The sequence below is a fragment of the Ancylobacter lacus genome (assembly GCF_018390635.1).
Taxonomy (GTDB): Bacteria; Pseudomonadota; Alphaproteobacteria; order Rhizobiales; family Xanthobacteraceae; genus Ancylobacter; species Ancylobacter lacus.
In genome coordinates this window covers 1-12,225 of sequence record NZ_JAHBGE010000010.1, presented here as the reverse complement: position 1 = coordinate 12,225, position 12,225 = coordinate 1, and the positions used below count along the sequence as shown (strand labels likewise).

General features: G+C 69.8%; 13 protein-coding genes. 5 read left to right on the top strand and 8 right to left on the bottom strand.

Annotation, left to right across the window (positions count from 1 at the left end; genetic code table 11):
- Positions 1 to 5 precede the first annotated feature (5 nt).
- Positions 6 to 587, top strand: coding sequence for a YqaA family protein (locus KHC27_RS02835; protein WP_213334792.1), 582 nt, complete (start codon positions 6 to 8; stop codon positions 585 to 587).
- Positions 588 to 634: 47 nt separating this feature from the next.
- Here the strand turns inward: KHC27_RS02835 and cysW are convergent, their stop codons facing one another.
- The 7 genes from cysW to KHC27_RS02800 form a co-directional block, all read right to left on the bottom strand.
- Positions 635 to 1,540, bottom strand: coding sequence for a sulfate ABC transporter permease subunit CysW (cysW, locus tag KHC27_RS02830; RefSeq protein ID WP_213334790.1), 906 nt, complete (start codon positions 1,538 to 1,540; stop codon positions 635 to 637).
- Positions 1,537 to 2,457, bottom strand: a complete 921-nt coding sequence (gene cysT, locus KHC27_RS02825) for a sulfate ABC transporter permease subunit CysT (protein ID WP_213334788.1) — start codon at positions 2,455 to 2,457, stop codon at positions 1,537 to 1,539. Before cysT ends, cysW begins: the two co-directional genes overlap by 4 nt.
- Positions 2,458 to 2,612: 155 nt before the next feature.
- Positions 2,613 to 3,623 (bottom strand): sulfate ABC transporter substrate-binding protein, encoded by a 1,011-nt coding sequence (locus KHC27_RS02820; RefSeq protein WP_213334786.1) that lies wholly within the window; start codon positions 3,621 to 3,623, stop codon positions 2,613 to 2,615.
- A 158-nt stretch (positions 3,624 to 3,781) separates the two neighbouring features.
- Positions 3,782 to 4,489 carry a phosphoadenylyl-sulfate reductase gene (locus tag KHC27_RS02815; protein ID WP_213334784.1) on the bottom strand — a complete coding sequence of 236 codons (708 nt, stop codon included), beginning with the start codon at positions 4,487 to 4,489 and terminating at the stop codon, positions 3,782 to 3,784.
- On the bottom strand, positions 4,489 to 5,004 hold the full coding sequence (locus tag KHC27_RS02810) for a DUF934 domain-containing protein (protein ID WP_213334782.1): 516 nt from the start codon (positions 5,002 to 5,004) through the stop codon (positions 4,489 to 4,491). Before KHC27_RS02810 ends, KHC27_RS02815 begins: the two co-directional genes overlap by 1 nt.
- Positions 4,991 to 6,646 (bottom strand): nitrite/sulfite reductase, encoded by a 1,656-nt coding sequence (locus KHC27_RS02805; protein WP_213334780.1) that lies wholly within the window; start codon positions 6,644 to 6,646, stop codon positions 4,991 to 4,993. The genes KHC27_RS02810 and KHC27_RS02805 overlap by 14 nt, the downstream gene beginning before the upstream one ends.
- Positions 6,647 to 6,679: 33 nt before the next feature.
- Entirely contained in the window at positions 6,680 to 6,988 is a 309-nt protein-coding gene (locus KHC27_RS02800) for a DUF2849 domain-containing protein (protein WP_213334778.1), read from the bottom strand.
- Between the two features lie 148 nt (positions 6,989 to 7,136).
- Here KHC27_RS02800 and cysD point away from each other — a divergent pair, with 148 nt between their 5' ends.
- Both cysD and cysC read left to right on the top strand, forming a co-directional pair.
- Entirely contained in the window at positions 7,137 to 7,943 is an 807-nt protein-coding gene (cysD, locus tag KHC27_RS02795; protein ID WP_213334776.1) for a sulfate adenylyltransferase subunit CysD, read from the top strand.
- 10 nt (positions 7,944 to 7,953) lie between these two features.
- The gene (gene cysC, locus KHC27_RS02790; protein ID WP_213334774.1) at positions 7,954 to 9,885 is read left to right on the top strand and encodes an adenylyl-sulfate kinase; all 1,932 of its coding nucleotides are present in this window, start codon (positions 7,954 to 7,956) and stop codon (positions 9,883 to 9,885) included.
- A gap of 44 nt (positions 9,886 to 9,929) precedes the next feature.
- Here the strand turns inward: cysC and KHC27_RS02785 are convergent, their stop codons facing one another.
- Positions 9,930 to 10,667: a DUF429 domain-containing protein gene (locus tag KHC27_RS02785; RefSeq protein WP_343210815.1), complete on the bottom strand. Its 738-nt coding sequence runs from the start codon at positions 10,665 to 10,667 to the stop codon at positions 9,930 to 9,932.
- Between the two features lie 200 nt (positions 10,668 to 10,867).
- Here KHC27_RS02785 and KHC27_RS02780 point away from each other — a divergent pair, with 200 nt between their 5' ends.
- Together KHC27_RS02780 and KHC27_RS02775 are read left to right on the top strand one after the other, a co-directional pair.
- Positions 10,868 to 11,776 (top strand): HpcH/HpaI aldolase/citrate lyase family protein, encoded by a 909-nt coding sequence (locus KHC27_RS02780; protein ID WP_213334770.1) that lies wholly within the window; start codon positions 10,868 to 10,870, stop codon positions 11,774 to 11,776.
- Positions 11,777 to 11,787: 11 nt separating this feature from the next.
- Complete coding sequence (locus KHC27_RS02775; RefSeq protein ID WP_213334768.1) at positions 11,788 to 11,991, top strand: DUF1737 domain-containing protein; 204 nt, start codon at positions 11,788 to 11,790, stop codon at positions 11,989 to 11,991.
- The last annotated feature ends 234 nt before the right edge of the window (positions 11,992 to 12,225 follow it).

The window sequence follows — 12,225 nt, the reverse complement described above, 5'->3', positions numbered from 1 at the left end:
TTTCCATGCTGCGCCGTCTCTACGACTGGGTGATCGCTCTCGCCGAGCGCCCTTCCGCCACCTGGGCCCTGGCGGCCGTCTCCTTCGCCGAGAGCTCCTTCTTCCCGGTGCCGCCGGACGTGATGATGGTGCCGATGTGCGTGGCGCAGCCGAAGAAGGCATGGTGGTACGCCACGGTCTGCACCGTCGCCTCGGTGGTGGGCGCGCTCGTGGGCTATGCCATCGGCGCCCTGCTCTATGAGAGCGTCGGCCTGTTCCTCATCCAGCTCTACGGCTATGGCGACAAGGTCGACGCCTTCACCGCCGCCTACAACCATTATGGCCACTGGATCATCCTGCTGAAGGGGCTGACGCCGATCCCCTTCAAGGTGGTGACCATCACCTCCGGCTTCGCGCACTACAACCTGTTCTGGTTCGTGGTGCTGTCGATCATCACCCGGGGGCTGCGCTTCTTCCTGGTGGCCGGGCTGCTGTACTGGATCGGCCCCAGCGCCCGCGACTTCATCGAGAAGCGGCTCGGCCTCGTCACCGCGGTCTTCGCCGTGCTGGTGATCGGCGGCTTTATCGCGGCGCTCTATCTGTTCTGACGGGGTGGCGGGAGACGGGGCGCGCTGCGCCCGTCTCCCCTCCGGCTTCAGTGCCCGCCCTTGCGGCCGAGCCGGGCCTCCAGCAGCGTCTTGGCCAGCAGCGTGACCACCGCGAGCAGCGCCAGCAGCGAGGCCACCGCGAAGGAGGCCTGGAACTGGTACTCGTTGTAGAGGATCTCGATGTGCAGCGGCATGGTGTTGGTCTCGCCGCGCACATGGCCCGACACCACCGACACCGCACCGAATTCCCCCATCGCCCGGGCGTTGCACAGCAGCACGCCATAGAGCAGCGCCCACTTCACGTTGGGCAGCGTCACTTTCAGGAAGGTGCGCCAGCCCGAGGCGCCGAGCGTGACGGCGGCCTCCTCCTCCTGGGTGCCCTGCTCCTGCATCAGCGGGATGAGCTCGCGGGCGACGAAGGGAAAGGTGACGAAGATCGTCGCCAGCGCGATGCCCGGCCAGGCGAAGATGATTTTCCAGCCATGGTCGATCAGCCACGGCCCGAACCAGCCCTGCGCGCCGAACAGCAGCACGAAGACGAGGCCGGCGATGACCGGCGAGACCGAGAAGGGCAGGTCCACCAGCGTGATCAGCAGGCTTTTGCCGGTGAACTCGAATTTGGTGATGGCCCAGGCCATGACGAGGCCCATCACCGTGTTGGTGGCGACCGAGATCGCCGCGATCAGCAGGGTGAGCCGCACCGCGGCCAGCGCGTCGGGGTCGACGAGCGCCGCGCCATAGGCGGCCCAGCCCTTCGAAAAGGCCTGCACGAAGACATTGGCCAGCGGCAGCAGGATGAACAGGCCCATGAACAGGATGGCGAGGGCGATGACGACGGCGCGCACGAGGCGCGGCTCGGAATGGATGTCCTCGAGCGGCGGCGGCGGCGCGGTGGCGGCGTGGAAGTGCTCCACGGCGTAGGGCACGCCTTCGGTGGGGGCGATGACGCTCATCCGAGCCTCCCGGTGTGGTGCTGCGACCAGCGCTGCAGGGCGTTGATGACGAAGAGCAGCGCGAAGGACGCCAGCAGCATCGCGCAGGCGATGGTGGTGGCGTCGGCGTAGCGGAACTCCTCCAGCCGGATCACGATCAGCAGCGGCGCGATTTCCGACACGTTGGGCAGGTTGCCGGCGATGAAGATGACGGAGCCGTATTCCCCCACCGCGCGCGCGAAGGCGAGGGCGAAGCCGGTGAGGAAGGCGGGCACCACCGCCGGCAGGATGACGCGGCGTATGGTGGTGAGGCGGCCGGCGCCGAGCGTGGCGGCGGCCTCTTCGAGGTCGCGGTCGAGGTCCTCCATCACCGGCTGCACCGTGCGGACCACGAAGGGCAGGCCGATGAACACCAGCGCGATGAAGATGCCGAGCGGGGTGAAGGCCACCGTGATGCCGAGCGGCTCCAGCCAGCGGCCGACCCAGCCATTGGTGGAATAAAGATCGGTCAGCGCGATGCCGGCCACGGCGGTGGGCAGCGCGAAGGGGATGTCGACCAGCGCGTCCAGCACCCGCCGGCCGGGGAACTCGTAGCGCACCAGCGCCCAGACGATGACGGCGCCGAAGACGAGGTTGGTCGCCGCCGCGGCCAGCGAGAGGCCGAACGAGATCTGCAGCGCGTGCAGCGTGCGCGGCGCCGTGAGGATGGCGAGGATGCGCTCGGGCGTCAGCTCGGCGGTCTTGAGGAACAGGCCGCCCAGCGGCAGCAGCACGATCAGCGACAGCCAGAGGACGGTGAGGCCGAGCGTCAGCCCGAAGCCGGGCAGGGCGCTGCGGCGCTGCGGGTGGCGGCGGGGGGCGCCGGGTGCCGGCGGCGCCGCGGGCGGGCGGGCGGCAGGGGCGCCGGCAAGGACGGGGGCGGCGGGGGCGGGGGTCATCTCAGCTCTTCCCCAGGTGAAGGGTTGTCATCCAGTCTCCATCGCCGGGTGAATCCCGTCATCAAAAAGAGCGCCGGCCCTCCCGAGGAGGCCCGGCGCTTCAGGGTCCGCGTCCCGTCGGCCCCGCCAGGAACCCCGGGGTGCGCGGGAGGAGGTCAGTTGGAATAGATCTGGTCGAACACGCCGCCATCGGCGAAATGGGTCTTCTGGGCGTTGCGCCAGCCGCCGAAGGCGGGGTCGTCGACGGTGACGAGGTCGAGCTTGGGGAAGACGTTGTCGTACTTCTTCGCCACCTCGGGGTCGCGCGGGCGGTAGAAGTTCTGCGCCGCGATCTCCTGGCCTTCCTTGGTGTAGAGGAACTTCAGGTAGCTCTCGGCGACCGCGCGGGTGCCCTTGCGGTCCACCACCTTGTCCACGACCGCCACCGGGGGCTCGGCGAGGATGGAGATGCTGGGCACCACGATGTCGAACTTGTCGTCGCCGAATTCCTTCTTCGACAGGAAGGCCTCGTTCTCCCAGGCCAGCAGCACGTCGCCGACGCCGCGCTCGGTGAAGGTGACGGTGGAGCCGCGGGCGCCGGTGTCGAGCACGGGCACATTCTTGTAGATGTCGGCGACGAAGGCCTTGGCGGTCGCCGGCGAGCCGCCGGGCTGCTTCAGCGCATAGGCCCAGGCCGCGAGATAGTTCCAGCGGGCGCCGCCCGAGGTCTTCGGGTTGGGGGTGATGACCTTGACGCCCGGCTTGATCAGGTCGTTCCAGTCCTTGATGCCCTTCGGATTGCCCTTGCGGACCAGGAACACGATGGTCGAGGTGTAGGGCGAGGAATTGTCCGGCAGGCGCTTCTGCCATTCCGGCGAGAGCAGGCCCTTGTCGGCGATGGCGTCGATGTCATAGGCGAGGGCGAGGGTGACGACGTCGGCCTCCAGCCCGTCGATCACCGAGCGGGCCTGCTTGCCCGAGCCGCCATGCGACTGCTTGAACTCGATGGTCTTGCCGGTCTCGGCCTTGTATTTTTCGCCGAACGCCTTGTTCACGGCGACATAGAGCTCGCGCGTGGGATCGTAGGAGACGTTGAGCAGGTTTACGTCGGCCGCCCGCACCGGGAGCGGCGCGGCGACGGCGGCGACCAGGGCGGCGAAGGCCAGCCGGCGGAAACTGAAGGACATGGTGCTCTCCCTTGCCGCAGCGTCGCGGCGATGTCGGAGGGAGTTTTCACGGCAGGCCGGTGGGTGTCAATCTAAAAAACACAAAATCTATAGACAATATCAATTCGCCAGAGAACTGCTGTGGAATAAGGTTGCGGCCGCGCGGTGGCAGCCGCCTCTCACGCCTTCAGCGCCATGGTGTGGATGCCACATTCGGTCTTGGCGCGGCCGCGCCAGCGCCCGTCGCGCACACCTTCCCCAGCGGCGGCGCGGCTGGTGCAGGGCATGCAGCCCACCGAAGAGAAACCCTTCGCTACCAGCGGGTGGCGCGGCAGGCCCAGCCGGTCATACACGCCTTCCACCTCCGCCTGATCGGCATTGGCGAGCGGGTTGAACTTCAGCCGGGCGCCGTCCGCCTCCACCACCGGGATCGCCGCCCGGGTGCCGCCGTGATAGCGCTTGCGCCCGTTCAGCCAGCCGTCGAAGCCGGCGAGGGCGCGGGCGAGCGGCTCCACCTTGCGGATGCGGCAGCAGGCATCGGGATCGGTGAACCACAGGTCCTTCTCGGGGTCCTGCGCCGCCAGCGCCGCCGGCTCCGGGTGAAGCGAGCGCACATCGGTGAGGCCGAGACGGGCGGCGATGTCGTCGCGATAGGCCAGCGTCTCCTCGAACAGCCAGCCGGTGTCGAGGAACACGACGGGGATCGAGCGGTCGACCTCCGCCACATAGGCGAGCAGCGCCGCCGATTCCGTGCCGAAGGAGGAAACCACGCACAGCCGTCCCGGCGCCACCGCCGCGGCCGCCGCGCGGATGACCGCCTGCGGGCTTGCCTGCGCCAGCTCCGCCTCCAGCCGTCCGATGTCGACATCCTCCAGGAGCGCGCTCATCAGCCGGCGGCCCCCGCCGGCGCCACCCGGCCGAGCCGGGCGCGCAGGATGCTCGGCCGGCCGTCGCCGGTCGGCTGGTAGAACACCGAATGGCTGCCAACCTCCTCGGCGAAGGCGGCGGCATCGGTTGCCTTGCTGGGCTCGAGCTGGTCGAAGCCGGCCCGCAGCATGAAGACGAACTGGTCGCGCAGCACATTGCCGGTGGCGCGCAGCGGCCCGCGCCAGCCGAGCCGCTCCCGCAGGAGACGGGCCTGGCTGTAGGCGCGGCCGTCGCGGAAGATGGGGAAATGCAGCGCCACCAGCGCCAGCGCCGGCAGATGCGGCGCGATCTCCTCGATCCGACGGTTGTTCGGCCACAGCACGCCGACCGGCGCGGCACGGCCCTTCAGCGCCTCGGCTTCCTTCAGGAAGCGCTCGGCCGGCAGCAGCACCGCGCCCTCGGCCGGCACCGCCTCGTCGTCGGCAAGCCGGCGGAAACGGTCCTCGACGATCCGTCCGTTCTCAATGAGCGGCATAGACGCGCTCCTTGAAGGGGTCGATCCCCAGCCGTGCCACCGTGTCCACGAAAAGCTCCTTAGGGCTCTGCCTCAGCTCCAGATAGGCATCCACGATGTCCTCGATAAGCTCCGGGACCTGCTCGTAGGGCACGGCTGGTCCGAGCAGGGTGCCGAGCTGGGCATGCTCGTCCGCCCGGCCGCCCACCGTGATCTGGTAGAATTCCTGGCCGTTCTTCTCCACGCCCAGAATGCCGATATGGCCGACATGGTGGTGGCCGCAGGCATTGATGCAGCCGGAGATGTTGATGTGCAGCCGGCCGACGCCGCGGGCGCGGTCGAGATCGGCGAAGCGCCGGGCGATCTCCTGCGCCACCGGAATGGCGCGGGCATTGGCGAGCGAGCAGTAGTCCAGCCCGGGGCAGGCGATGATGTCGTTGACGAGATTGACGTTCGGGGTGGCGAGCCCGGCCGCCTCAAGCCGCTGCCACAGCGCCGGCAGGTCCTTCTGCGCGACATTGGGCAGGCAGAGATTCTGCTCGTGGCCGACCCGGATCTCGCGGAAGCCATAGGCATCGGCCAGCGCCGCGATCTCGTCCATCTGGTCGGCGGTGGCGTCGCCCGGAGGCGCGCCGACCGGCTTAAGCGAGATGGTGACGATGGCATGGCCCGGCACCTTGTGGGGGTGCACGGAATTGCGGTGCCAGGTGGCGAAGGCCGGGTTTTCCAGCGCCGCCGCCAGCTCCGGCGGGTTGTCGGCAAGCGTTTCGAACGCGGGATAGACGAAGCGGGAGCGGATGTCGGCGACGACGTCGGAATCGAGGTGCAGCACGCCCTCGCGGATCGCCTCCCACTCCTTCTCCACCTCGGCGGCGAAGGCCTCGGCCCCGATCTCATGGACCAGGATCTTGATGCGGGCCTTGTAGATGTTGTCGCGGCGGCCGAAGCGGTTGTAGACCCGCATGATCGCCTCGACATAGCTCAGCAGGTGCTCGGCCGGCAGGAACGGCTTCACCAGCTTGCCGATGAAGGGCGTGCGCCCGAGCCCGCCGCCCACCAGCACCTCGAAGCCGAGCGTGCCTTCCGCGTTGCGGTGCAGCCGGAGGCCGATGTCGTGCACCTTGGTGGCGGCGCGGTCGTGGTCCGCCGCGGTGATGGCGATCTTGAACTTGCGCGGGAGGTAGGAGAATTCCGGGTGCGCGGTGGAATATTGCCGCAGGATCTCCGCCCACAGCCGGGGGTCGTCGACCTCCTCGGGGGTGGCGCCGGCCCACTGGTCGGTGGTCACGTTGCGGATGCAGTTGCCGGAGGTCTGGATGCCGTGGACACCCACCTCCGCCAGCGCCGCCATCGCCTCCGGCAGGTCCTCCAGCTTGATCCAGTTGAACTGGATGTTCTGCCGGGTGGTGAAGTGGCCGTAGCCGCGGTCATAGGTGCGCGCGACATGGGCCAGCCGGCGCAGCTGGTCGGAAGAGAGCGTGCCATAGGGAATGGCGACGCGCAGCATATAGGCGTGAAGCTGCAGATAGACGCCGTTCATCAGCCGGAGCGGCTTGAATTCGTCCTCGGTCAGGGCGCCGGCCAGCCGGCGTTCCACCTGGTCGCGGAACTCGGCGACCCGCTCCGCGAGGAACGTACGGTCGAACTCGTCATAGACGTACATGAGGCGCTCTCGGTCTGAAGTGCGTGCCGCCGTTCAGGCGGGCAGGTCGAAGGTCGGGCCGGCCACCCGGATGCGCTCGCGCAGATTGCCGGGGTGGATGAGACCCTCGGCGTCGCGCTCCACCGGGGCTATATAAGGCCCGACGGCGTCGGTGTCGCGTTTCTGGGCGCCTTCGAGCAGCGCCAGCGCATCGGCGGCGTTGGTGACGACGGCGGCGTCGGCGAGCTGCGTCGACCATGTATTGCCGGCGGTGCGCCACACCACGACGCCATCGGCCAGGCGGTTCGCGGTGACGACCACCGGGCCGGTCACCTTGATCTTCTGCTGGAGCGGCGAGGTCATGGGCGGAGCCAATTTCCTGTTGACGGCATGGGCATTCCTACATAACACCAAATTAGAACGTGCAAAATAAATAATTGCACGAAGTTAACGTGTAATACACCGGAGGCACGCCGCAACGACGGCGCGCCCGAGACAGCCAGGTCCCGCCATGTCGACAGCCGACCAGCGCCTCGATGAGCTTGAGGCCCAGAGTATCTACATATTGCGCGAGGCGTTCGCCAGAATGAAGCGCGTGGCGCTGCTCTGGTCGCTCGGCAAGGATTCGAACGTCATGATCTGGCTGGCGCGCAAGGCCTTTCTCGGCCATGTGCCCTTCCCGGTCCTGCATGTCGACACCGGCAAGAAGTTCCGGGAAATGTACGATTTCCGCGACCATTACAGCCGCGCGTGGAATCTCGACCTGCGCGTCGACCCGTGCCCGCCGCTGGAGCAGATGGACCCCACCCTGCCGCCGGCCACCCGCTCGGCCGCCCGCAAGACCGAGGGGCTGAAGCTGGCGCTGGAGAAATACGGCTTCGACGCCCTCATCGCCGGCATCCGCCGCGACGAGGAGGCGACCCGCGCCAAGGAGCGCGTCTTCTCCCCGCGCGGGCTGGAAGGCGACTGGAACGTGCGCGAGCAGCCGGCCGAGTTCTGGGATCACTTCAACGCGACCCTGCCGCAGGGCGCGCATCTGCGCGTGCACCCGATCCTGCACTGGACCGAGCTCGACATCTGGGCCTACACCAAGCGCGAGGGCATCCCGGTCATCCCGCTCTATTTCGCCAGGGACGGCAAGCGCTACCGCTCGCTCGGCGACCAGGACATCACCTTCCCGGTGGCGTCCGAGGCGGCCACCATCGACGACATCCTGCTCGAACTCGCCACCACCAGGGTGCCGGAGCGCTCCGGCCGGGCGATGGACCACGAATCCGAGGATTCCTTCGAGCGGCTGCGCGTCGCCGGCTATCTGTGAGGCAGCACCGATGAGCGCCCCCTCCAACGTCACCGCCCTGCCGGTCGCCGCCGCCGACCGCCCGCTGGTGCGCATCGTCATCGTCGGCCATGTCGATCACGGCAAGTCGACCCTGATCGGCCGCCTGCTGCACGAGACCGGCGGCATCACCCCGCAGAAGCTGGAATCGCTGCGGGAGATTTCCGCCCGCCGCGGCATGCCCTTCGAATGGTCGTTCCTGCTCGACAGCCTCCAGGCCGAGCGTGACCAGGGCATCACCATCGACACCAGCCAGATCCGCTTCCGCACCCCCTCGCGCGACATCATCCTGATCGACGCGCCCGGCCATGCGGAATTCCTGCGCAACATGATCACCGGTGCCGCCCAGGCCGATGCCGCGCTGCTGCTGATCGACGCCGCCGAGGGCGTGCGCGACCAGACCCGGCGCCACGGCTATCTCCTGCACCTGCTCGGGGTGAAGCAGGTCGCGGTGGTGGTGAACAAGATGGACCGCATCGGCTTCGCCGAGGCCGGCTTCCGCGCCATCGAGAACGAGATAACCGCCTATCTCGGCGATCTCGGCCTGCGGGTCGAGGTGGTGATCCCGATTTCCGCGCGGGAGGGCGACGGCGTCTCCCAGGCCTCCACCCGCGCCCCGTGGTATCGCGGGCCGACCGTGCTGGCGGCGCTCGACAATTTCCAGCCGGCCCGGGCGGCGCAGGAGATTGCGCTGCGCCTGCCGGTTCAGGCGGTCTACAAGTTCGACGACCGCCGCATCGTCGCCGGCCGCATCGAGACCGGCGCCCTCGCGCTCGGGGACGAGGTGGTGTTCCAGCCTTCCGGCAAGACCGCGCGGGTCCGCTCCATCGAGGTCTGGCCGGTCCCGGCGCCGGGCGAGGGGCCGACGTCGCTCGCCGCCGGCCAGCCCGCCGCGATCACGCTCGACCGCGAGATCTTCGTGGAGCGCGGCGAGGTGCTGAGCACCCCGGCGCTGCGCCCGCATGCGGCGCGGCAGCTTCGGGTCCGGGTGTTCTGGCTCGCCGACGAGCCACTGGAGATCGGCTCGGTGCTGATCGCCCGGCTGGCGACCTCCGAGGTGCGGGCCACCGTCTCCGCGATCCACGACGTCATCGACCCCGGCCATCTCTCGGCCTTCGAGGGGCGGCGGATCGAGCGCAACCAGGTCGGCGAGATCGAGCTGACCCTCTCCCGCCCCATCGCGGCCGACCCTTATGGCGTCAACCCCCGTACCGGGCGGGTGGCGCTGGAGTTTGGCGGCCGCATCGCCGGCGGCGGGCTCGTCATCTCCATCGTCAAGCGCGAGGCGGCGGCGCGGGTGGAGCGCAACGTCACCGCGGTGGCCTCCGCGGTCGCGGCGCAGGAGCGGGTGGCGCGCTATCGCCACCACGGTGCGGTGGTGTGGCTCACCGGCCTGTCCGGCTCGGGCAAGTCGACCATCGCCGCCGAGCTGGAGCGCCGGCTGTTCGCCGCCGGCGGGCTGCCGACCCTGCTGGATGGCGACACGCTGCGCACCGGGCTGAACGCCGATCTCGGCTTCTCCGAGGCGGACCGTGCCGAGAACAACCGGCGCCTCGGCGAAATCGCTAAATTCCTCAAGGGGTTGGGGCATGTCGTGCTGGTCGCGGCGGTTTCCCCCTCGGCGGCGGCGCGGGCGCGGGTGCGCGAGATCGTCGGCGAGAACTTCTTCGAGGTGCATGTCTCGGCGCCGCTGGAGCTATGCGAGCAGCGCGACCCCAAGGGGCTCTATGCCAAGGCGCGGGCCGGTGAAATCAAGGGCTTCACCGGCATCGACGCGCCTTATGAGGCCCCGGCGGCACCGGAACTGCTGATCGAGACCGACCGGCTCGACCTCGCCGGGGGGGTCGCCCGCGTCGAGCTGCTGCTGGCCAATGCCGGCGTGCTCGCCGTGCCCGCCACCTCCGCCGATGACGCGGTGATCTGACGGCGGAACGTGGGGCGGGTGGTGGCTCGTCCCACGCCACGCCGTCAGGCCCAGATCGCGATCGGCAGGCCATGCCCGTCGCGCTCGGGCGGGGAGGGGAAGCTGGTCGCGCTCCCGCGCGCGATGCGCTGCGCGGTCCAGGCGGCGGCGCAGGCGTCGATCAGGTCGTCAGGGCCGACGCCGAGCGCCCGGGCCCGCACCCCGCTCATCGCCTCCGCCGGAAAACCCTGCGCCGCCAGCAGCTTGCGCCGGTGGTCCAGCCCCTCGGGGTTGGGCCGGCCGGCGATCTTCTTCGCCACCGGCACCGGCTCGCCCTGCATGAAGCGGAAGCTCACTTCCGGGTGGCACTCGTGGATTTTCCCCGCCAGCTCCGGCCGTGCCCGCAGCAGCGCGTCGATCTCGACGATTTTCGGGAAAATGTGGAAGCCCTGCCGCGACACCGCCCTGCCATGGGCCGAGCGGGCGCGGGCGAGCGCGCAGGCGGCGCGGTAGCGCTCCGCCTCCGGCACCCCCGGCGCGACCCCGGCCTCGACGGCGGCGCGGGCGGGAATCGAGAACACGCTGGACTGCCGCGGCCCCAGCAGCGGGCGCACCAGCCGTTCCGGCGCGCGGCCTCCCGGCCCGGTGCGTTCGGGCAGGCCGATGGGCATGTCGACGGCGAGGATCGCCGGCGGATCGGGCTGGTCGGTCAGTGCGGTGAGGTGGACGATGCGGCCGATGAAGACCACCGGGCCCTCGATCTCGCGGACGACCGCGACCCAGCCGCCCGGGCACCCGTCCACCCCCGCGACCCGCATCTTTCCACGCCCCCGCCCTGTTGAACAGGGCGCTCGCCGGCCTCCGGCCGGGAAAACCCCGCCGCGGGACTCTGCCACGCTGGCGGGGCGGCGCAAATGGGCTAGGCTGCACCTAACCGGGCCCCATGGCCCGACGTGCCCATCCGTTCGCGCGGGGATGCCCGCGCCCACCGCGTGAGAAGCCGATGCCCGCCCCGATCCGCCCGCGCCGCAGCGCGCTGTTCATGCCCGGCGCCAATCCCCGTGTCATCGAGAAGGCCCGCACGCTGGATGCCGACGTCGTCATCCTCGATCTCGAGGACGCGGTGGCGCCGGAGGCGAAGGCGCAGGCCCGCGCCCGGGTGGCCGAGGCGGTGCGCGCCGGGGGCTTCGGCCGCCGCGAGGTGGTGATCCGCACCAATGCGCCCGACACCCCGTGGTTCGCCGAGGATCTTGCCGCCGCCGCCGCGGCCCGGCCGGACGCCGTGCTGGTGCCCAAACTCTCCGACCCGGAGACGGCGCGGGTGATCGGCCGCCGGCTGGAGGCGCTCGGCGCCCCGCCGGGCCTGGCGCTGTGGGCGATGATCGAGACCGCCGCCGCGGTGCTGCGGGCCGCCGACATCGCCGCGGCGGCGCGCGACCCCGCGACCCGGCTGGCGCTGCTGGTGCTCGGCACCAACGACCTCGCCCGCGAGACCGGGGCCAAGGTGGTGCCAGGCCGCGCCCCGATGCTGGGCTGGATCGGCCACTGCGTGCTGGCGGCGCGGGCGGCGGGCATCGGCATTCTCGACGCGGTGTGGAACGATTTCCGCGATGTCGAGGGCTTCGCGCAGGAGTGCGCAGAGGCGGCGGCGATGGGCTTCGACGGCAAGTCCTGCATCCATCCCGGCCAGCTCGCGCCCTGCAACGCCGCCTTCACCCCGCCGCCCGACGAGGTGGCGGAGGCCCGGGCGGTGATCGCGCTGTTCGAGCGGCCGGAGAATGCCGGCAAGGGCGTGGTGCAGCGAGAGGGGCGGATGGTCGAGCGGATGCACGCCGACATCGCCCGCAGGACCGTGGCGCTCGCCGACGCGATCGCCACGCCGGAACACGGGTCCGAAGGCGGGCCGGCATAGGAGGACGAGGCATGAAACTCTACCGCTATCTCACCGGGGTGGACGATTCCGCCTTCTGCAAGCGGGTGTCGGCCGCCCTGAACAAGGGCTGGCGGCTCGAGGGCAACCCGACGCTGACCTATGACGCCAGCCGCGGGCGGGTGATCTGCGGCCAGGCCATCGTCAAGGAAGTGCCGGGGGAGTGGCACGAGGACGTGGTGCTGTCAGACTATTGAGGGGCGCCTGCCGGGCGGCGACGCGGCGGCGAACGCAAAAAATTCGGGGCGTTTTCGGCCGATCCGGCCGGGAAGCGGCCCGGCGGCACCCGGGCGGCGGCGGGAGGGCGAAAGCTAACCCGTTGATCTGAAAAGACGAAAGGCCCATTTTCGGCGGGCTTATCAACAGCCCCGCCGACCCCGTCATTTTTCTGTTGCGAGCGGAGTTGACAGGGCTGGGGGGGTGCTCCTATA

Bases quoted from the DNA above. Each gene is read 5' to 3' on its own strand.
- KHC27_RS02780 (WP_213334770.1), top strand. From the start codon at position 10,868: ATGCCCGCCCCGATCCGCCCGCGCCGCAGCGCGCTGTTCATGCCCGGC.
- KHC27_RS02800 (WP_213334778.1), bottom strand. From the start codon at position 6,988: ATGACCTCGCCGCTCCAGCAGAAGATCAAGGTGACCGGCCCGGTGGTC.
- KHC27_RS02815 (WP_213334784.1), bottom strand. From the start codon at position 4,489: ATGAGCGCGCTCCTGGAGGATGTCGACATCGGACGGCTGGAGGCGGAG.
- cysC (WP_213334774.1), top strand. From the start codon at position 7,954: ATGAGCGCCCCCTCCAACGTCACCGCCCTGCCGGTCGCCGCCGCCGAC.
- KHC27_RS02820 (WP_213334786.1), bottom strand. From the start codon at position 3,623: ATGTCCTTCAGTTTCCGCCGGCTGGCCTTCGCCGCCCTGGTCGCCGCC.
- cysW (WP_213334790.1), bottom strand. From the start codon at position 1,540: ATGAGCGTCATCGCCCCCACCGAAGGCGTGCCCTACGCCGTGGAGCAC.
- KHC27_RS02835 (WP_213334792.1), top strand. From the start codon at position 6: ATGCTGCGCCGTCTCTACGACTGGGTGATCGCTCTCGCCGAGCGCCCT.
- KHC27_RS02810 (WP_213334782.1), bottom strand. From the start codon at position 5,004: ATGCCGCTCATTGAGAACGGACGGATCGTCGAGGACCGTTTCCGCCGG.
- KHC27_RS02805 (WP_213334780.1), bottom strand. From the start codon at position 6,646: ATGTACGTCTATGACGAGTTCGACCGTACGTTCCTCGCGGAGCGGGTC.
- KHC27_RS02775 (WP_213334768.1), top strand. From the start codon at position 11,788: ATGAAACTCTACCGCTATCTCACCGGGGTGGACGATTCCGCCTTCTGC.
- cysD (WP_213334776.1), top strand. From the start codon at position 7,137: ATGTCGACAGCCGACCAGCGCCTCGATGAGCTTGAGGCCCAGAGTATC.
- cysT (WP_213334788.1), bottom strand. From the start codon at position 2,457: ATGACCCCCGCCCCCGCCGCCCCCGTCCTTGCCGGCGCCCCTGCCGCC.